Below are 21620 nucleotides of genomic sequence, written 5' to 3'. Positions count from 1 at the left end.
CGGGAGTTGAAGATGGCGAAGGAAGAGTCGCTGCGCGACTACCTCAAGTGGGTCACGGCCGACCTGGCCAGGACCCGCCGGCGCCTGCGCGAGGTGGAGGCAGCCGGCCAGGAGCCGGTGGCCGTGGTCGGCATGGCCTGCCGCTTCCCCGGCGGGGTGGACTCGCCCGAGCGGCTGTGGGAGCTGCTGGCGGCGGGCGGCGACGCGATCTCCGGGTTCCCGACCGACCGGGGCTGGGACCTGGGCCGACTGTTCGACGCGGACGCCGAGCAGCCCGGCACCTCGCACACCCGCCACGGCGGATTCCTGCACGACGCGGGCGAGTTCGACGCCGAGCTGTTCGGCATCTCGCCGCGCGAGGCGCTGGCCATGGACCCGCAGCAGCGGCTGCTGCTGGAGACCACCTGGGAGGTCTTCGAGCGGGCCGGGCTCGACCCCGCCTCGGTCAAGGGCAGCCGCACCGGCACCTTCGTCGGAACGAACCAGCTGGACTACATCTGGGCCGTCCAGGGCGCGCCCGAGGACGTCGAGGGCTACCTGGGCACGGGCAACGCGGCGAGCGTGCTCTCCGGCCGGATCGCCTACACCTTCGGTCTGGAGGGCCCGGCCGTCACCGTCGACACCGCCTGCTCCTCCTCGCTGGTCGCCCTGCACCTGGCCGTCCAGGCGCTGCGCGCGGGCGAGTGCACGCTGGCGCTGGCCGGCGGTGCGACCGTGATGGCCAGCCCCACCGGCTTCGTCGAGTTCAGCCGGCAGCGCGGCCTGGCCCGGGACGGCCGGTGCAAGGCGTTCGCCGCCGAGGCCGACGGCATGGGGATGTCCGAGGGCGTGGCGATGCTGCTGGTCGAGCGTCTGTCCGACGCGCGGCGCCACGGGCACCCGGTGCTCGCGGTGGTGCGCGGCTCGGCGGTCAACCAGGACGGCGCCTCCAACGGCCTGACCGCGCCGAACGGGCCCGCCCAGCAGCGGGTCATCGAGGCGGCGCTGGCCAACGCCGGGCTGACGGCCGACCAGATCGACGCGGTGGAGGCGCACGGCACCGGCACGGCCCTGGGCGACCCGATCGAGGCCCAGGCGCTGCTCGCCGCGTACGGCCGGGACCGGCCCGCCGACCGGCCGTTGCGGCTCGGCTCGGTCAAGTCCAACCTCGGCCACACCCAGGCCGCGGCCGGGGCCGCCGGGGTGATCAAGACGGTGCTGGCGCTCCGGCACGGGGTGCTCCCGGCGACCCTGCACGCCCGGAACGCCTCCCCGCACGTCGACTGGTCCTCGGGCGCCGTCGCGCTGCTCACCGAGGCGGCGGCCTGGCGGCCGGAGGGCGAGCAGCCGCGTCGGGCGGGCGTCTCCTCCTTCGGGATCAGCGGCACCAACGCGCATCTGATCCTGGAGGAGGCGCCCCTCGCCGAGCCACCGGCGGATCCCACGGCCGGGCCCGGCGACGCGAGTTGGCCGGTGCTGCCATGGGTGCTCTCCGGCCGGACCGCGCCCGCCCTCGCCGCCCAGGCCGCCCGGCTCGCCGCCGCCCTCGACCCCGGGGCCTCACCGGCCGACGTGGGCCGGTCACTGGCCACCACCCGGGCCGCCCTGAAGCACCGCGCGGTCGTGCTGGCCGCCGACCCGCCGGCCGCCCTGCGCCGGCTCGCCGAGGGCGAGCCGTCACCGCAGGTGGTGCGCGGCACGGCGACCGGACGGGCGGAGGCGGTCTTCGTCTTCCCCGGGCAGGGCTCGCAGTGGGTCGGCATGGGCGCCGAACTCCTCGACACCGCACCGGTGTTCGCGGCGCGCATCGCGGAGTGCGAGGCGGCGCTCGCGCCGTACGTGGACTGGTCGCTCACCGAAGTCCTGCGCAGCGGCGCCGACTTGGACCGGGTCGATGTGGTGCAGCCGGTGCTGTGGGGCGTGATGGTGGCGCTGGCCGAGCTGTGGCGGTCCTTCGGCGTCGAACCGGCGGCCGTGGTCGGCCACTCGCAGGGCGAGATCGCCGCCGCCTGCGTCGCCGGGGCGCTGTCGCTGGCGGACGGCGCCCGGGTCGTCGCCCTGCGCAGCCGCGCCCTGCTGGCACTCTCCGGCAAGGGCGGGATGATCTCGCTCCCGCTGCCCGCCGAGGAGGTGGCGAAGCTCCTGCAACCGTACGAGGGCCGGATCTCCGTCGCCGCGCTCAACGGGCCTTCGTCCACGGTGGTTTCGGGCGATGCGGACGCGTTGGAGCAGCTGGTCGCCGGGCGCGAGCGGGCGCGTCGGATCGACGTGGACTACGCCTCGCACGGCCCGCACGTCGAGGCGATCCGGGAGGAACTGCTCGGCGCGCTGAGCGGGATCACCCCGCAATCGAGCGACATCCCCTTCCACTCCACCGTGACCGGCGCGCCGATCGACACCGCCGCCCTGGACGCCGCGTACTGGTACACCAACCTGCGGCAGCCGGTGCGCTTCGCCGAGGCCGTCACCGGCCTGCTGGAGCAGGGCCTCGGGGCGTTCGTCGAGATCAGCGCGCACCCGGTGCTCGTCGTCGGGGTCGGCGAGTGCATCGAGCGCGCCGGTGCGAGCGCCGTCGCCCTGGGCACCCTGCGCCGCGACGAGGGCGGGACCGAGCAGTTCACCCGCGCGCTCGCCGAGGCCTGGACGCACGGCGTCCCCGTGGACTGGCGGCGCGCCTTCCCGGCCGACGCCCGGACCGTCCAACTCCCCACCTACGCCTTCCAGCGCCGCCGCTACTGGCTGGCGGGCGGCGGCGCCACGGCCGGGGACGCGGCCGGGCTCGGGCTCGCCGCCGCCGGGCACCCGCTGCTCGGCGCGGTCACCCGGCTGGCCGGCGGCGACGGCCTGGTGCTCACCGGCCGCCTCTCCCTGCGCACCCACCCGTGGCTGGCCGACCACGCGGTGGCCGGGACCGTCCTGCTGCCGGGCACCGCCTTCGTGGAACTGGCGATCCGCGCCGGGGACGAGGTCGGCTGCGGCCACCTGGAGGAACTCACCCTGGAGGCGCCGCTGGTGCTCACCGAGCGCGAGGCGGTGCTGCTGCAGGTGCGGGTCGGCGCGCCCGGCCCGGACGGTCGCGGCTCGCTCACCGTCCACTCCCGCACCGAGAGCGCCGACCCCGACGCCTGGGCCCGGCACGCCAGCGCCACCGTCACGGCCGCGGGCGGCAGCGTGCCCGCGTTCGACCTCGCCGACTGGCCGCCCGCCGGCGCCGAACCCGTCGACCTCGACGGCTTCTACGCCCGCCTGGCCGAAACCGGCTACGGCTACGGACCCGCGTTCCAGGGCCTGCGCGCCGTCTGGCGGCGCGGCGCCGAGGTGTTCGCCGAGGTCGCCCTGCCCGAGCCGGCCCGCGCCGACGCCCGCCGCTTCGGCCTGCACCCCGCCCTGCTCGACGCCGCCCTGCACGGCCTGGCCGCCGGCGCCCCGGAGACCGGCGCCCCGGAGACCGGCGTCCCGGAGCCGCCGGACGGCCTGCGGCTGCCGTTCTGCTGGAGCGGGGTGACGCTCCTCGCCACCGGCGCGCCCGCGCTGCGCGTGCACCTCGCCCCGGCCGGCCCGGACGCGGTGAGCATCGCCGTCGCCGACCCGACCGGCCGACCCGTCGCCCACGCCGACTCGCTGCTCTCCCGCCCGCTGGCCGCCGCCGGGCCGGCCGGCGCCCCGGCCGGCCCCGACGACCTGTACCGGATCGACTGGACACCCGTCCCGACCGCGCCGGGGCCCGTCACCCGCTGGGCCGTGCTCGGCGAGGACCACGACGGCCTCGCCGCCGCCCTGGGCCTGCCCGGCCACCGGGACCTCGCCGAGCTGCCCGCCGACACCGAACTGGTCCTGCTCCCGGCGGCCCGGGCCGCCGACGCCCACACGGCCACCGCCCGGCTGCTGGACCTCGCCCAGCGCTGGCTCGCTGACGAGCGGCACCCGGCGGCCCGGCTCGCCGTCCTCACCCGGGGCGCCGTCGCCACCCGGCCCGGCGAGGACGTGACCGACCTCGCGCACGCCGCCGGCTGGGGCCTGCTGCGGTCCGCGCAGGCGGAGCACCCGGGCCGCTTCCAGCTGCTGGACCTCGACCCGGCCGCCGCACCCGCCGCACCCCTACCGGCTGACCTGGCCGCCGCGCTGGCCACCGGCGAACCCCAGCTCGCCCTGCGCGACGGCGCCGCCCTCGCCCCCCGGCTGGCCCGGGCCGCCGACGCCGCCCTCACCCCGCCCGCCGGGCCCGCCTGGCGCCTCGACAGCAGCGGCCCGGGCACGCTGGACGGCCTGGCCCTGCTGCCCGCCCCGCGGTCCCTCGCCCCGCTCGCCCCCGGCCAGGTCCGCATCGCCGTCCGCGCCGCCGGCCTCAACTTCAAGGACGTGCTCGGCGCCCTCGGGATGTACCCCGGCGAGGTGACCCTCGGCACCGAGGCCGCCGGCGTCATCACCGAACTCGCCCCCGACGTCACGCGCTTCGCGGTCGGCGACCGGGTGCTGGGCATCGTCCCCGACGCGTTCGGCCCGATCGGCGTGGCCGACGCGCGGATGCTGGCCCGGATCCCGGCCGGCTGGTCCTTCGCCCAGGCCGCAGCCGTCCCGGTCGTCCACCTGACCGCCCGGTACGCCCTCGACGATCTCGCCGCGCTGCGCCCGGGCGAGTCCGTCCTGGTGCACGCGGCGGCCGGCGGCGTCGGCATGGCCGCCGTCCAACTGGCCCGCCACCTGGGCGCGGAGGTCTACGCGACGGCGAGCCCCGGCAAGTGGGACGCCCTGCGGGCCCTCGGGGTCCCGGACGAGCGGATCGCCGACTCCCGCACCCTCGACTTCGAACCCGCCTTCCTCGCCGCCACCGGCGGCGCGGGCGTGGACGTCGTGCTCGACGCGCTGGCCGGCGAGTTCGTGGACGCCTCGCTGCGCCTGCTGCCGCGCGGCGGCCGCTTCGTCGAGATGGGCAAGGCCGACGTCCGCGACCCCGACCAGGTCGACCTGGAGTTCCCCGGCGTCCGCTACCGCGCGTTCGACCTGATCGAGGCCGGGCCCGAGCGGGTGGGCCGGCTGCTCGCCGAGACCGTCGACCTGTTCGAGCGGGGCGTACTCACCCATGCCCCGCTGCGCACCTGGGACGTCCGGCGCGCCCCCGAGGCCTTCCGGCACATGAGCCAGGCCCGGCACACCGGCAAGCTCGTCCTCACCGTGCCGCGCACCCCCGACCCGGCGGGCACCGTGCTGATCACCGGCGGCACCGGCACGCTCGGCGGGCTGGTGGCCCGGCACCTGGTGACGGCCCACGGCGTGCGCGAGCTGCTGCTGCTGAGCCGGCAGGGCGAGGCCGCCCCGGGCGCGACCGAACTGGTCGCGGAGCTGGAGGAGTTGGGCGCCACGGTGACGGTCGCCCGGTGCGACGCGGCGGACCGGGACGCGCTGGCGGCCGTCCTGGCGGGGCGCCGGCTGACGGGCGTGGTGCACGCGGCCGGGGTGCTCGACGACGGGACGATCACCTCGCTGACGCCCGAGCGGCTGTCGGCCGTGCTGCGGCCCAAGGCCGACGCGGCGCTCCACCTGCACGAACTGACGAAAAGTCAGGATCTGGCGTTCTTCGTGCTGTTCTCCTCCGGAGCCGGCGTCCTCGGCGGCACCGGACAGGGCAACTACGCGGCGGCCAACGCCTTCCTGGACGCGCTCGCCGCCCACCGGCACGCCGGCGGACTGCCGGGCCACTCGCTGGCCTGGGGCCACTGGGAGCCGGCCAGCGGCATGACCGCCCACCTGGCGGAGGACGACCTCGCCCGGATGCGGCGCGGCGGCGTACTGCCGTTCACCGCCGAGCACGGCCTGGCACTCCTGGACGCGGCGATCGGGCTCGACCAGCCACTGCTGCTGCCGATCCGGCTCGACCTGCCCGCCCTGCGCGCACGGGCGCGCGGCGCCGAGGTCCCCGGCCTGCTGCGCGGGTTCGTCCGGACAGCCGCGCGGCGCGCCGCCGCCGGCGACGACCGGGCCGGCGGCTCGGCGCTCGCCCGCGAGCTCGCCGAACGCGGCGCGGCGGAACGGGAGGAACTGCTGCTCGACCTGGTCCGCGGCCACACCGCCACCGTGCTCGGACACGCCGCCCCCGACGCGGTCGAGCCGGCCCGCGCCTTCCGCGACCTCGGGTTCGACTCGCTGACCGCCGTCGAACTGCGCAACCGGATCGGCGCCGCCACCGGCCTCCGGCTGCCCGCCACGCTGGTCTTCGACCACCCGAACCCGCTCGCCCTGACCCGCCACCTGCTCGCCGAACTGACCGGCGCCACCGCCCGACAGACCGAGGCTCCGCGCCCGTCCGCCGTGGCGGCCGACGATCCGGTGGTGATCGTGGGCATGGCCTGCCGCTACCCGGGCGGGGTGTCCTCACCGGAGGAACTGTGGGAGCTGGTCGCGGGCGGCGTGGACGCGATCGGCGACCTGCCGGACGACCGCGGCTGGGACCTGGGGGAGCTGTACGACGCGGACGGAGTGCGGCCCGGGACGACGTACACCCGGGCGGGCGGCTTCCTGGCGGACGCGGCCGGCTTCGACGCGGACTTCTTCGGCATCTCGCCGCGCGAGGCGCTGGCGATGGATCCGCAGCAGCGGCTGCTGCTGGAGACCTCCTGGGAGGCGTTCGAGCGGGCCGGCCTCGAGCCGACGGCGCTGCGCGGCAGCCGGACCGGCGTCTTCGCGGGCGCCACCAGCTCGGGCTACGGCGGCACCTGGGACGACGCCCCGGCCGAGGTCGAGGGCTACCTCGGCACCGGCACATCAGGGAGTGTGATCTCCGGGCGGATCTCCTACACCTTCGGCCTGGAGGGCCCGGCCGTCACCGTGGACACTGCCTGCTCCTCCTCCCTGGTCGCCCTGCACCTGGCTGCGCAGGCACTGCGTGCCGGGGAGTGCGACCTGGCCCTGGCGGGCGGCGTGACGGTGATGCCGACACCCGGCCTCTTCGTGGAGTTCAGCCGCCAGCGCGGCCTGGCCGCCGATGGACGCTGCAAGGCCTTCGCGGCCGACGCGGACGGCTTCGGCCCGGCCGAGGGCGTGGGCGTCCTGCTGCTGGAGCGGTTGTCGGACGCGGTGCGGGCCGGTCATCGGGTGCTGGCGGTGGTGCGGGGTTCGGCGGTGAACCAGGACGGTGCGTCGAACGGGTTGACGGCGCCGAACGGTCCGTCGCAGCAGCGGGTGATCGAAGCGGCGCTGGCCGCGGCCGATCTGACGCCCAGCCAGGTGGACGCGGTGGAGGCGCACGGGACGGGGACGGCGCTGGGCGATCCGATCGAGGCGCAGGCGCTGCTGGCGACGTACGGGCAGGGCCGTGAACTTCCGCTGTGGCTCGGGTCGGTGAAGTCGAACCTCGGGCACGCGCAGGCGGCGGCGGGGGTGGCGGGTGTGATCAAGATGGTGATGGCGATGCGGCACGGGGTGCTGCCGCGCACGCTGCACGTGGACGAGCCGAGCCGGGAAGTGGACTGGGGCTCCGGTGCGGTGGCGCTGCTGGCGGAGGAGGTGGCCTGGCCCGAGACCGGGCGGCCGCGCCGGTCGGCGGTGTCCTCGTTCGGGATCAGCGGGACGAACGCGCACGTGGTGCTGGAGCAGGCGCCGGAGGTCGCCCCCGCGACGGGCGGCGGCCATGCCGGGGTGGTGCCGTGGGTGCTGTCGGCGCGCTCGGAGGTCGCGTTGCGGGCGCGGGCGGAGCGGTTGGCGTCGTGGGTGGGTGAACTCGACCTGGCGGATGTGGGGTTGTCGCTGGCTTCCATCGGCGCCGGGTTCGAGCGGCGGGCGGTGGTGGTCGGTTCGGAGCGGGCCGAGCTGCTGGCGGGGCTGGGGGCGGTGACCGGCGGCCAGGTCGTCGCTGGGAAGACCGGGGTGTTGTTCTCGGGGCAGGGCGCGCAGTGGCCGGGGATGGGGCGCGGACTGTACGAGGCGTTCCCGGTGTTCCGGGAGGCCTTCGACGAGGTGTGCTCGCTGCTCGACGGGGAGTTGGGGACCTCGTTGCGGGACGTCGTGTTCGGTGACGGCGACGAGCTCAACCGGACGGTCTTCACGCAGACCGGGTTGTTCGCCGTCGGGGTCGGGTTGTGGCGGCTGCTGGAGTGGCTGGGTGTCCAGGTGGACGCGGTGGGTGGCCACTCGGTGGGCGAGGTGGTGGCCGCGTATGTGGCGGGTGTGTGGTCGTTGGAGGACGCCTGTCGGGTGGTGGCCGCGCGTGGTCGGCTGATGCAGGCGCTGCCGTCCGGTGGGGTGATGGTGGCGGTGCGGTTGTCCGAGGCGGAGGCAGTCGAGCGGTTGGCGGGCCGGTCGGGGGTGGGGATTGCGAGCCTGAACGGCCCGCGGTCCCTGGTGCTCTCCGGTGAGGAAGCGGCCGTGGACGCGCTGGTGGCGGACCTGGAGGTCGAGGGCGTGCGCTGCAAGCGTCTGCGGGTCTCGCACGCCTTCCACTCGCCGCTGATCGAGCCGATGCTGGCCGGGTTCCGGCAGGTTCTGGAAGGCGTGGAGTTAAACGCGCCACGGCTGCCCGTCGTCTCGAACGTGACCGGCGCCCTGCTGACGGCCGAGCAGGCCTGTGCGCCGGAGTACTGGACGCGCCAGGCCCGCGAAGCCGTCCGCTTCGCCGATGGCGTCGCCACCCTGCGCGAGCTCGGCGTGGTCCGCTTCCTGGAGCTCGGCGGCCAGGCGCTGGTGGCGATGCTGGACGAGCCGGTGACGGCCGCCGCCCTGCGCCGGGACCGCCCGGAGGCGGAGTCGTTCTGGTCCGCCGTCGCCCGGCTCTACGTCAGCGGCGCCACCGTCGACTGGACCCGGGCGTTCCCGGGTGCCCGCCGCGTCGAGCTGCCCACCTACGCCTTCGACCACCAGCGCTACTGGCTGGACTCCACCAACCGCCGCCCGCGCAGCGCGGGCGCCGAGCGGGCGGACGCGGCGGAGTCCCGGTTCTGGGAGGCGGTCGAGCAGCAGGACCTCGGCGCCCTCACCGACGCCCTGTCCCTGCACGACCGGCACGAGGCGCTGCACGACCTGCTGCCCGCGCTCGCCACCTGGCGCCGCCGGCGCCGCGAGCGCAGCACCGCCGACCGCTGGCGCTACCGCGTCGTCTGGAAGCCCGTCCAGCTCCACGACGGCCCCGCGCTCTCCGGAACCTGGCTGGTCGTCGGCCCGGAGGACGCCACCCTCCCGGCCTCCTGCGCCCGCGCCCTCGCCGACCACGGCGCCGAGGTCCGCCGGCTCACCGTCACCGCCGCCGACGACCGCGACACCCTCGCCGCCCGGCTGGCCGAGGCGGCCGCCGACGGCCTCAACGGCGTGCTCTCCCTGCTCGCCCTCGACGAGCGCCCGCACGCCACCCACCCGCAGCTGGCCGCCGGCCTCGCCGCGAACCTGGCGCTGGTGCAGGCGCTCGGCGACGCCGGGACCGCCGCCCCGCTCTGGTGCGCCACGGCCGGTGCGGTGGCGATCGGCGCGGCGGACGCGCCGGTGCGCCCCGTCCAGGCGCAGACCTGGGGCCTCGGCCGGGTGGTCGCGCTGGAGCACCCCGAGCGGTGGGGCGGCCTGCTCGACCTGCCCGCCGAGCCCGGCGAACGCGCGCTCGGCCGGCTCTGCGCGGCACTGGGGGCCAGTGGCGGGACCGCCGAGGACCAGCTGGCCGTCCGCGAGTCCGGCAGCTTCGCCCGCCGCCTGCTGCGCGCACCGCTGCCCGCCGACCCACCGTCCGCCGGGCCGCTGCCGGCGCAGAAGTCGGCGCCCGGCTGGACGCCGCGCGGCACCGTGCTGGTCACCGGCGGCATCGGCGCGCTCGGCGCGGAGGTGGCCCGCTGGCTGGCCCGCGAGGGCGCGCGGCACCTGGTGCTGACCAGCCGTCGCGGCCCCGACGCGCCCGGCGCCGACGCGCTGGCCGCCGAACTGCGCGCCACCGGCGTCCGGGTCACGGTCGCCGCCTGCGACACGGCGGACGGGCCGGGCCTGACCGCCCTGGCCGCCCGGCTGGCGGATGCGGGCGAGCCGATCCGGGCCGTCGTCCACGCGGCCGGCGTCGGCCAGAGCACCCCGCTCGCGGACACCACCGTCGCCGAACTGGCGGCCGTGGTCGGCGCCAAGACCGCCGGCGCCGACCACCTGGACCGGCTCTTCCCCGACGACGCGCTCGACGCCTTCGTCACCTTCTCGTCGATCGCGGCCGTCTGGGGCAGTGGCGGCGGCCAGGGCGCCTACGCCGCCGCCAACGCCCATCTGGACGCGCTGGCGGCCGCCCGCCGGAGCCGGGGAGCGGTCGCGACCTCGATCGCCTGGGGGCCGTGGGCCCGGGCCGGCATGGCCACCGAGGGGCGCGCCGACCGGCAGCTGGCCCGGCGCGGGCTGACCGCCATGGAACCCGAGCCGGCCGTGGCCGCCCTCGCGCTCGCCCTGGCGCACGACGAGACCGCCGTCACCGTCGCCGACGTGGACTGGTCCCGGTTCCTGCCCGCGTTCAGCGTCGCCCGGCAGCGCCCGCTCTTCGCCGACCTGCCCGAGGCCCGCGAGCAGGCGGCCGCCGCACCCGCCCCCGCCGCCTCCGGTTTCGCCGCCCGCCTGGCCGCCCTCCCGGCGGCGGACCGGGAGCGCACCGTGCTCGACCTGGTGCGCCGCCAGGTCGCGGCCGTCCTCGGCCACGGCACGGCCGAGCGGATCGACGCCGGCCGCCCGTTCACCGACCTGGGCTTCGACTCGCTGACCGCCGTCGAGCTGCGCGACCGGCTCACCGCCGAGACCGGCATCGGGCTGCCCACCACCCTGGTCTTCGACCACCCCACCCCGGCCGCGCTCGCCCACCACCTGGCGGCCGATCCGGCCGGCACCGGCGAGGACCCGGCGGCACACCCCGCCCCCGCCCCCGCCCCTGCCGACGCCGACGAGCCGATCGCGATCGTCGGCATGGCCTGCCGCTACCCCGGCGGCGTCGACTCGCCCGAGGACCTGTGGCAGTTGGTGACGGACGGCGCCGACGCGATCGGCGCGTTCCCCACCGACCGGGGCTGGGACCTGGACGCGCTCTACCACCCCGACCCGGACCACCCCGGCACCTCCTACACCCGCGAGGGCGGATTCCTGCGCGACGCCGCCGCGTTCGACCCGGCGCACTTCGGCATCTCCCCGCGCGAGGCCCTCGCCATGGACCCGCAGCAGCGGCTACTGCTGGAGACCGCCTGGGAGGCGCTGGAGCGGGCCGGCCTCGACCCGGCCGCGCTGCGCGCCACCCCCACCGGCGTCTTCGTCGGCGCCGGAGCCTCCGGCTACCTGGGCGGCGTCCAGCGCCTGCCCGAGGGCGTCGAGGGCTACTCGCTGACCGGCACCGTCGCCAGCGTGCTGTCCGGACGGCTCTCCTACGCGTTCGGCCTGGAGGGCCCGGCGGTCACCGTGGACACCGCCTGCTCCTCCTCGCTGGTGGCGCTGCACCTGGCCGCGCAGTCGCTGCGCGCGGGCGAGTGCACGATGGCGCTGGCCGGCGGGGTGGCCGTGATGGCCACGCCGAACGGCTACGTCGAGTTCTCCCGCCAGCGCGGGCTGGCGGCGGACGGGCGGTGCAAGTCCTTCGCCGACGCGGCGGACGGCACCGGGTGGTCCGAGGGCGTGGGCGTGCTGCTGCTCGAACGGCTCTCCGAGGCCCGCCGCCACGGCCACCGGGTACTGGCCGTGCTGCGCGGCTCGGCCGTCAACCAGGACGGTGCCAGCAACGGGCTCACCGCGCCCAACGGCCCCTCGCAGCGCCGGGTGATCCGCGCCGCGCTCGCCAACGCGGGCCTGACGGCGGACCAGGTCGACGCGGTGGAGGCGCACGGCACCGGCACCCGGCTCGGCGACCCGATCGAGGCCCAGGCCCTGCTCGCCACCTACGGCCGGAACCGGCCCGCCGACCGGCCGCTGTGGCTGGGCTCGATCAAGTCCAACCTCGGCCACAGCGCGGCCGCCGCCGGCGTCGCGGGCGTGATCAAGATGGTGCAGGCGCTGCGGCACGGCGTGCTGCCGCGCACCCTGCACGTGGACCGGCCGACCGGGCAGGTGGACTGGACGACGGGCGCGGTCGCCCTGCTCACCGAACCGGTCGACTGGCCGGAGCTGGACCGGCCGCGCCGGGCCGGGGTCTCGGCCTTCGGGGTGAGCGGCACCAACGCGCACGTGATCCTCGAACAGGCCGAGCCCGCCGAGCCCGCCGAGCCCGCCGAGCCCGCCGAGGAACCGACTGCCGCCCCGGGGGTGCTGCCGTGGCTGCTCTCCGGCAGCACCGAGCCGGGCCTGCGCGGCCAGGCCGCGCGGCTGGCCGACCACCTCGGTGAGGGCGCTCCGGCCGCCGACGTGGCGCACGCCCTGGCGACCACCCGGGCGGTGCTGGACCACCGCGCGGTGGTGCTGGCCGCCGACCCCCGGGAGGCGCTGCGCGCGCTCGCGGCGGGGACCGAGGCGGCGGACGTCGTCCGGGGGGTCACGGACGGGGCCGACCGCCGGGTGGTGTTCGTCTTCCCGGGGCAGGGCTCGCAGTGGGCCGGGATGGGCGCCGAACTGCTGGACACCGCACCCGTGTTCGCCGCCCGCATCGCGGAGTGCGAGACCGCGCTGGCGCCGCACGTGGACTGGTCGCTCACCGAAGTCCTGCGCGGCGGAACGGACTTGGACCGGGTCGACGTCGTGCAGCCGGTGCTGTGGGCGGTGATGGTGGCGCTGGCCGAGCTGTGGCGGTCGGCGGGCGTCGAACCGGCGGCCGTGGTGGGCCACTCGCAGGGCGAGATCGCCGCCGCCTGCGTGGCGGGGGCGCTGACCCTGGAGGACGGTGCCCGGGTCGTCGCCCTGCGCAGCCGCGCCCTGCTGGCGCTCTCCGGCAAGGGCGGCATGGTGTCCTTCCCGCTGCCCGCCGAGGAGGTGGCGCGGCTCCTCGAACCGTACGGCGGCCGGATCTCGATCGCCGCGCTCAACGGCCCCTCGTCCACGGTGGTTTCGGGCGACGCGGACGCCCTGCAGCACCTGCTCGCCGAGCACGAGCGGGCCCGCCGCATCGACGTGGACTACGCCTCGCACGGCCCGCACGTCGAGCAGATCCGCGACGAACTGCTCACCCTCCTCGCCGGGATCACCCCGCAGTCGGGCGACGTCCCGTTCCACTCCACCGTCACCGGCGAGCCGATCGACACGGCGGCCCTGGACGCCGCGTACTGGTACACCAACCTGCGCCAGGAGGTGCGGTTCGGCGCGGCCACCGAACGGCTGCTGGTAACGGGCCACGACGTGTTCGTCGAAGTCGGCGCGCACCCCGTGCTGGCGGCGTCGATCGAGGACGGCGGCGGGTCCGCGCTCGCCCTCGGGACGCTGCGGCGCGGCGAGGGCGGCTGGGCGCGGTTCCTGCGCTCGCTCGCCGAGGCGCACGTGCGCGGGGTGGCCGTGGACTGGCGGCGGGTGCTCACGGGCGCGCCGGGCCGGGTCGTGGACCTGCCCACCTACGCCTTCCAGCGGCAGCGGTTCTGGATCGCGCAGGACCCGGGCGGCGGCGACCCGGCCGGCCTCGGCCTGGAGCCGGCCGACCACCCGCTGCTCGGCGCCGCCGTCGCGGTCGCCGACACCGGCGGGGCCGTGCTCACCGGGCGGGTCTCGCCGCGCACCCGGCCGTGGCTGGCGGAACACACCGTGGCCGGGCTGCCGCTGCTGCCCGGCGCCGCCCTGGTCGAGCTCGCGGCGCGGGCCGGCGACCAGGTGGGGTGCGGGCGGCTGCTCGAACTGGTGCTGGAGGCGCCGATGGCCCTGCCGGAGCGGGGCGCGGCGCAGCTCCAGGTCTCCGTGGAGCCGGCCGACGCCGAGGGCCGGCGCGGGCTGGCGGTGTTCTCCCGCCCGGACGGCGACCCGGCGGCGCCGTGGATCCGGCACGCGAGCGGGCTGCTGGCGCCGGGCTCCGCCGAGCAGTCCGGGGAACCGGGTGCCGCCGACCTGCTCGCCTGGCCCCCGGAGGGCGCCGAGCCGGTGCCGCTCGACGGCTTCTACCCCTCGCTCGCCGCGACCGGCTACGGCTACGGACCGGCCTTCCGGACCCTGCACGCCGTCTGGCGGCGCGGCCCGGAGGTGTACGCCGAGGTGGCCCTGCCCGCCGACCAGCGCCGCGATGCCGCCCGGTACGTGCTGCACCCCCTGCTGCTGGACGGGGCGGTTCAGGCGGCCGGGTTCGCCACCGGCCACGGCGCGGCGGGCGAGGCCGACGACGCCGTCCGGCTGCCCTTCGCCTGGGCCGACCTGGCCGTGCACGCCGCCGGGGCGACCCGGGTACGGGTGCGGATCACCCCGGCCGGGCCGGACGCGCTCGGCCTGCTGCTCGCCGACCCGAGCGGCGCGCCGGTCGCCGTCGTCGGCGCGCTGGCGCTGCGGCCGGTGACCGTCGACCGGCTCGCGGCGGCGCCGGTGCAGCGGGCCGTCGCACCCGCCAGGCCCGCGCGCCGGACGGCCGACGCGGGCGACGCCACCGGGGCGGCCGCCCTCGCCGGCCGGCTCGCCGGACGGTCCGAGGCGGAGCAGGACCGGATCCTGCTCGACCTGGTCCGCACCCAGGTCGCCGCCGTGCTCGGCCACCACGAACCCGGCGGCATCGCGGGCGACCTCGCCTTCAAGAACCTCGGCTTCGACTCGCTCACCGCCGTCGACCTGCGCAATCGCCTCGGCGCCGCGACCGGCCTGCGGCTGCCCGCCACCCTGGTGTTCAGCCACCCCAACCCGGGCGCGCTCGCCCGCCACCTGCGCGCCCGGGTCGCCGACAGCGGCGGCGCCAGTGCCACCCCCGCCGTCCCGGCGGCCCGCGAACTCGACCGGCTGGAAGCTGAGTTGTCCGCCGCCTCGGCGGACGGCCGGGCCGAGATCACCCGCCGGCTCGACGCCCTGCTGCGCACCTGGGGGCGCCCGGCCGACACCGGCGGCGGGAGCGCCGCCGTGCTGGACGCCGAGGCGCTCGACGAGATCACCGCCGAGGAGATGTTCGAGCTCATCGACCAGCAGTTGGGCGAGTCATGACCGACCCCAGCGCCGTTCCAGCCCCTGTCCCCGCCCAACGCCCCCCGGGAGAACCGACGATGGCGAACACGGAGGAGAAACTCCTCGGATACCTCAAGCGCGTCACGGCCGACCTGAGCCGCACGCGCCGGCGGCTGCACGACGTGGAGGCGGCCGCCGGCGAGCCGATCGCGATCGTGGGCATGGCCTGCCGCTACCCCGGCGGGGTCGCCTCGCCCGAGGACCTGTGGCGCCTGGTGGCCGAGGGGGTGGACGCGGTCGGCGCGTTCCCCACCGACCGGGGCTGGGACCTGGACGCGCTCTACCACCCGGACCCGGACCACCCGGGGACGTCCTACGTGCGCGAGGGCGGATTCCTGCGCGACGCCGCCGAGTTCGACCCCGCGTTCTTCGGCATCTCGCCGCGAGAGGCGCTGGCCATGGACCCTCAGCAGCGGCTCGTCCTGGAGACCTCCTGGGAGGTGTTCGAGCGGGCCGGCCTCGACCCGGCCGCGCTGCGCGGCAGCCGGACCGGCGTCTACGTCGGCGCGGTCTCCTCCCATTACCTGGCCACCCTCACCCCCGTCCCCGAGGGCGTCGAGGGCTACCTGGGCACCGGCAACATGACCAGCGTGGTCTCCGGCCGGGTCTCCTACACCTTCGGCCTGGAGGGCCCGGCGGTCACCGTCGACACCGCCTGCTCCTCCTCGCTGGTGGCACTCCACTGGGCGATCCAGGCGCTGCGCTCCGGCGACTGCGCGATGGCCCTGGCCGGCGGGGTCTCGGTGATGCCCGCGCCGGGCGCGTTCATCGAGTTCTCCCGCCAGCGCGGGCTCGCCGTCGACGGGCGGTGCAAGTCCTTCGCCGCCGCCGCGGACGGCACCGGCTGGGCCGAGGGCGTCGGCATGCTGCTGGTCGAACGGCTCGGCGACGCGCAGCGCCACGGGCACCGGGTGCTCGCCGTGATCCGCGGCTCGGCGATCAACCAGGACGGCGCCTCCAACGGCCTGACCGCGCCCAACGACCTGGCGCAGGAACGGGTGATCCGCGCGGCCCTGGCGAACGCCGGGCTGACGGCCGGCCAGGTCGACGCGGTGGAGGCACACGGCACCGGTACCACGCTGGGCGACCCGATCGAGGCCCAGGCCCTGCTCGCCACGTACGGGCGGGAGCGGCCCGCCGGCCGTCCGCTGCGACTCGGCTCGATCAAGTCGAACTTCGGGCACAGCGCGGCCGCCGCCGGCGTCGCCGGGGTGATCAAGATGGTGCAGGCGCTGCGCAACGGCACGCTGCCGCCCACCCTGCACGTGGACCGGCCGACGCCGAAGGTCGACTGGGCGGACGGCGCGGTCGCGCTGCTCACCGAACCGGTGGACTGGGCGCCGGGCGGGGAGCCGCGCCGGGCGGCGGTGTCCTCGTTCGGGGTGAGCGGCACCAACGCACACGTGATCATCGAGGAGGCGCCCTCGGCGCCCGAGGCGGTCGACGGGGCGGCCGACGAGGCGGCCGACGAGGCGGTCGGGCCGGCCGAGGTGCCCGACGCGCCGCCGCTGCCGGTGTCGCTGCCGCTGGTCCCGCTGGTGCTCTCCGGCCGCGGCGGCGCGGCCCTGCGCGGGCAGGCCGCCAGGCTGGCCGACTTCCTCGCCGCGCAGCCGGACGGCGTCGACCCGGCCCGGCTCGGCCGCTCGCTGGCGACCACCCGCACCGGGCACTCCACCCGCGCCGTGCTGCTCGCCGCCGACCGGGCGACGGCCGTCCACGGACTGCGCGCCCTCGCGGCGGACGAGCCCGCGGCGGGCCTGCTGCGGGGGACGGCGCTGCCGGACGCCTCCGCCGTGTTCGTCTTCCCGGGGCAGGGCTCACAGTGGGTCGGCATGGGGGCCGAACTGCTGGACGCCTCGCCGGTGTTCGCGGCGCGCATCGCGGAGTGCGAGGCCGCGCTCTCGGCCCATGTCGACTGGTCGCTGACCGAAGTCCTGCGCGGTGGAGCGGACTTGGACCGGGTGGACGTCGTCCAGCCGGTGCTGTGGGCGGTGATGGTGGCACTGGCGGCGCTCTGGCGCGCCGCCGGTGTCGAACCGGCGGCCGTGGTCGGGCACTCGCAGGGCGAGATCGCGGCGGCGTGTGTGGCCGGGGCGCTGTCGCTGGAGGACGGCGCGCGGGTCGTCGCGCTGCGCGCCCGGGCGCTGCCGGCGCTGTCCGGCGAGGGCGGCATGGTGTCGCTCCCGCTGCCCGCCGAGGAGGTGGCGCGGCTGCTGGAGCCGTACGGCGGCCGGATCTCGATCGCCGCGCTCAACGGGCCTTCGTCGACGGTGGTTTCGGGTGACGCGGACGTGCTGGAGCAGCTGCTGGCGGAGCACGAGCGGGCGCGTCGGATCGACGTCGACTACGCCTCGCACTCCGCCCACGTGGAGGCGATCCGCGAGGAGATCCTGACCGCCCTCCACGGCGTCACTCCGCGCCCGGCTCAAGTCCCGTTCTACTCCACGCTGGTGGGCGAGCCGATCGACACCCGCACGCTCGACGCCGCCTACTGGTACCGCAACCTGCGCGAGCCGGTGCGCTTCGCTCCCGTCGTGCGCCGGCTGCTCGACGACGGCTTCGCCCTGTTCGTCGAGGCCAGCGCGCACCCCGTGCTGACCGTCGGCATCGGCGAGGGCATCGAGCAGGCCGGCGCGCGGGCGGCCGCCGTCGGCACCCTGCGCCGCGAGGAGGGCGGCCCCGAGCGGTTCGCCGCCTCGCTCGCCGAGGCGTGGACGCACGGCGCCGCCGTCGACTGGGCGCGGGTGTTCCCGGCGGGCGCGCCGGTGGACCTGCCGACCTACGCGTTCCAGCGCGAGCGCTACTGGCCGGACCACGCGGTCGGCGCGCCCGGCGACCCGGCCGGACTCGGCCTCGCGGCCGCCGACCACCCGCTGCTCTCCGCCGGCATCGCCGTCGCCGACAGCGGCGAGTACCTGCTCACCGGCCGCCTCGCGCTGCGCACCCACCCCTGGCTCGCCGATCACGCGGTCTCCGGCTCGGTGCTGCTGCCCGGCACGGCCTTCGTCGAGCTGGCGCTGCGCGCCGGCCAGGAGGCGGGCGCGGCCGGGCTGGAGGAGCTGACCCTGGAGGCGCCGCTGGTGCTGCCGCCCGGCGAGGCGGTGCAGGTGCAGGTCCGGCTCGGCGGCCCGGACGACGGCGGGCGGCGCACGGTGTCCGTGCACTCCCGGCCCGGCGGCGCGGGCGCGGGCGCCGCGGACGACCCGTGGACGCGGCACGCGACGGGCACGCTCGTGAACGAGCCGGGGGGCGAGCCCTTCGACCTGTCGGCGTGGCCGCCGCCCGGCGCCGAACCGGTGGACCTGGACGGCTACTACGAGGGCCTGGCCGCCGCCGGGTACGGCTACGGCCCGGCGTTCCAGGGCCTGCGGGCGGCCTGGCGGCGCGGGGACGAGGTGTTCGCCGAGGTGGCCCTGCCGGCCGAGCAGCACGGCGAGGCGGAGCGCTTCGGCGTCCACCCGGCGCTGCTCGACGCCGCCCTGCACGCGGTCGGGCTGGCCGGCTCCGTGCGGGACGTCGGCCGGGTGCGGCTCCCGTTCGCCTGGACCGGCGTCCGCGTCGACGCGGTCGGCGCGACCAGCGCCCGGGTGCGGATCGCCCCGGCCGCCGACCCGGTGGACGGGACGGCCGTCGCCGTCACCCTCCAGGTCGCCGACGCCGAGGGCGGCCCGGTCGCCGCCGTGGACGCCCTGGTGCTGCGCCCGGTGTCGGAACACCGGGCGCCGGGCAACGGGGACTCGCTGTACCGGATGGACTGGCAGCCGCTGCCGACCGGCGGCGCGGCGCCGACCGAGCACTGGGCCGTGCTCGGCAGCGGGACCGCCGTGGCCGCCGCGCGCCGCTACCCGGACCTCGCCGCCCTCGGCGCGGCCCTGGCGGCGGGCGAGCCCGTACCGGACGTGGTCGTCCTGCCGCTGCCCCTGCCGCCCGCCGACCGCCCGCTGCCCGCCGCCGCCCGCGCCTGCGCCGACGCCGTCCTCGCCGCCGTCCAGGGTTGGCTCGGCGCCGCCGAACTCGCCGCCGCCCGCCTGGTGGTCCTCACCGAACGGGCCGTCAGCACCGCGCTCGGCGAGGACGTCACGGCGCTCGCCCACGCGCCCGCCTGGGGGCTGCTGCGCGCCGCGCAGGCCGAGGAGCCGGACCGGTTCGTGCTGGTCGACACCGACGGCCGCCCCGACTCCGCCGCCCGCCTCGCCGAGGCCGTCTCCGGGGCCGTCGCCTCCGGGGAGCCGCAACTGGCGCTGCGCCGGGGGGAGGTGCTGGTGCCCCGGGTGGTCCGGGCCGACCGGAGCGGGCTGCTCACCCCGCCGGACGGCTCGCCGGCCTGGCGGCTCGACACCGCCGAACCCGGCACCCTGGACGCGCTCGCGCTGCTGCCCCACCCCGAGGCCGCCGCGCCGCTCGCCCCCGGCCAGGTGCGGCTCGCCGTCCGGGCCGCCGGGCTCAACTTCCGTGACGTGCTGGTCGGGCTCGGCATGGTGCCCGGCCAGGTCGGCATGGGCAGCGAGGCGGCCGGGGTGGTCGTCGAACTCGGCCCCGGGGTGGCCGACCTGGCGGTCGGCGACCGGGTCACCGGGATCGTGCCGGGCGGCTTCGGCCCGCTCGCCGTCGCCGACCGGCGCACCCTGGTCCGGATCCCGGACGGCTGGAGCTTCGCCGAAGCGGCCTCCCTCCCGGTGGTCTTCCTGACCGCCTGGTACGGCCTGGTGGACCTCGCCCGCACCGAGCCCGGCGAGGCCGTGCTGGTGCACGCGGCGGCCGGCGGGGTCGGCATGGCCGCCGTGCAGGTGGCCCGCCACCTGGGCGCCGAGGTGTACGCGACGGCGAGCCCCGGCAAGTGGGACGCCCTGCGGGCCCTCGGCGTCCCGGACGGGCGGATCGCCGACTCCCGCACCCTCGCCTTCGAACCGGCCTTCCTCGCCGCCACCGGCGGCGCGGGCGTGGACGTCGTGCTCAACTCGCTGGCCGGCGAGTTCGTGGACGCCTCGCTGCGCCTGCTGCCGCGCGGCGGACGGTTCCTGGAGCTGGGCAAGACCGACGTCCGCGACCCCGACCAGGTCGAACTGGAGTACCCGGACGTGCGCTACCGGGCGCACGTGGACCCGGCGCCCGAGCGGATCGGCGAGATCCTGCGCGAGGTCGTCGACCTGGTCGAGCACGGCGCGCTGCGGCTGCTGCCGCTGCGCAGCTGGGACGTGCGGCGGGCGCCCGAGGCGTTCCGGTTCATGAGCCAGGCCCGGCACACCGGCAAGCTGGTGCTCACCGTGCCGCGCCCGCTCGACCCGGCCGGCACCGCGCTGATCACCGGCGGCACCGGCACGCTGGGCGCCCTCGTGGCCCGCCACCTGGTCACCGCGCACGGCATCCGCCACCTGCTGCTGGCCGGCCGGCGCGGCGCCGAGGCCCCGGGCGCGGCCGAACTGGCAGCCGAACTCACCGCGTTGGGCGCCACGGTGACCGTCGCCGCCTGCGACGCCGCCGACCGTGCCGCGCTCGCCGCCCTGCTGGACACCGTCCCGGCCGACCGCCCGCTCACCGCCGTGGTGCACGCGGCCGGCGTGCTCGACGACGGCGTGCTCACCTCGCTCGGCCCGGACCGGCTGGCGCGGGTCCTGCGCCCCAAGGCCGACGCCGCCGTCCACCTGCACGAACTGACGGCCAGTCACGACCTGGCCGCCTTCGTGCTGTTCTCCTCGATGACCGGCGCGCTCGGCAACCCGGGCCAGGCCAACTACGCGGCCGCCAACACCTTCCTGGACGCACTGGCCGCGCACCGGCGCAGCCGCGGCCTGCCCGCCGGCTCGCTCGGCTGGGGCTTCTGGGCGCGGGCCAGCGGCATGACCGGCCACCTCGGGCAGGGCGCGGTCGGCCGGATGACCAGGCTCGGCCTGCTGCCGCTCGGCACCGAGCAGGGCCTGGCGCTGCTGGACACGGCGCTCGGCCGGGACGAGCCGTTCCTGCTGCCGATGCGGCTGGACCTGGCCGCCCTGCGCGCCCAGGCGGCGGGCCTGCCCGCGCCGCTGCGCGGCCTGGTCCGGGCCCCCGCCCGGCGGGCCGCCCGGGCGGGCGCCGAGGCCGCGGGCGGCACGCTCGCCCGCCGGCTGGCCGGCCTGGCGGCGGCGGCCCGCGAGGAGCTGCTGCTCGACCTGGTGCGCGGCCACGTCGCGGTGGTGCTCGGCCACGGCTCGCCGGAGTCCGTCGAACCCGACCGGGCCTTCCGCGAACTCGGCTTCGACTCGCTGACCGCCGTCGAACTGCGCAACCGGCTGAACGCGGCGAGCGGCCTGCGGCTGCCGGCCACCCTGGTCTTCAGCCACCCGACCCCGGCCGAGCTGGCCCGGCACCTGAACGCCGAGATCGGCGCCGGGGCCGACGAAGCCCCTGCCGTCCTGGGCGAGTTGGCCCGGCTGGAGGCCGCCCTGGCGGGCTGCCGGCCGGACGAGCCGACCCGGGCGGCGGTCGGCCGGCGCCTCGAAGCGCTGCTCCGGAGCTGGCGCCGAGACGGCGAAGGCGCCGAGGGTGGCGGGGTGATCGACGACGCGGCCCTCGACGCGGCCACCGACGACGAGATGTTCGAGCTGATCGACCGGCAACTCGGCGCTTCCTGACGCCGACCA

2 protein-coding genes are annotated in these 21620 nt (G+C 77.5%); both read left to right on the top strand.

Annotated features, from left to right (window positions below):
• The first annotated feature begins 12 nt into the window (after window positions 1-12).
• Window positions 13-14982 (top strand): type I polyketide synthase, encoded by a 14970-nt coding sequence (locus tag AB2U05_RS00430; RefSeq protein ID WP_369182052.1) that lies wholly within the window; start codon window positions 13-15, stop codon window positions 14980-14982.
• A 59-nt stretch (window positions 14983-15041) separates the two neighbouring features.
• Entirely contained in the window at window positions 15042-21611 is a 6570-nt protein-coding gene (locus AB2U05_RS00425) for an SDR family NAD(P)-dependent oxidoreductase (RefSeq protein ID WP_369182051.1), read from the top strand.
• Window positions 21612-21620: the final 9 nt, after the last annotated feature.

It is taken from the genome of Streptomyces sp. Y1 (assembly GCF_041053115.1).
Taxonomy (GTDB): domain Bacteria; phylum Actinomycetota; class Actinomycetes; order Streptomycetales; family Streptomycetaceae; genus Kitasatospora; species Kitasatospora rubellomurina.
The sequence above is the reverse complement of the archived record's forward strand: the minus strand, read 5'-3'. Positions and strand labels throughout refer to the sequence as shown.

Excerpts from the sequence above, each read along its gene's own strand:
- AB2U05_RS00430 (WP_369182052.1), top strand. The coding sequence starts at position 13 with ATGGCGAAGGAAGAGTCGCTGCGCGACTACCTCAAGTGGGTCACGGCC.
- AB2U05_RS00425 (WP_369182051.1), top strand. The coding sequence starts at position 15,042 with ATGGCGAACACGGAGGAGAAACTCCTCGGATACCTCAAGCGCGTCACG.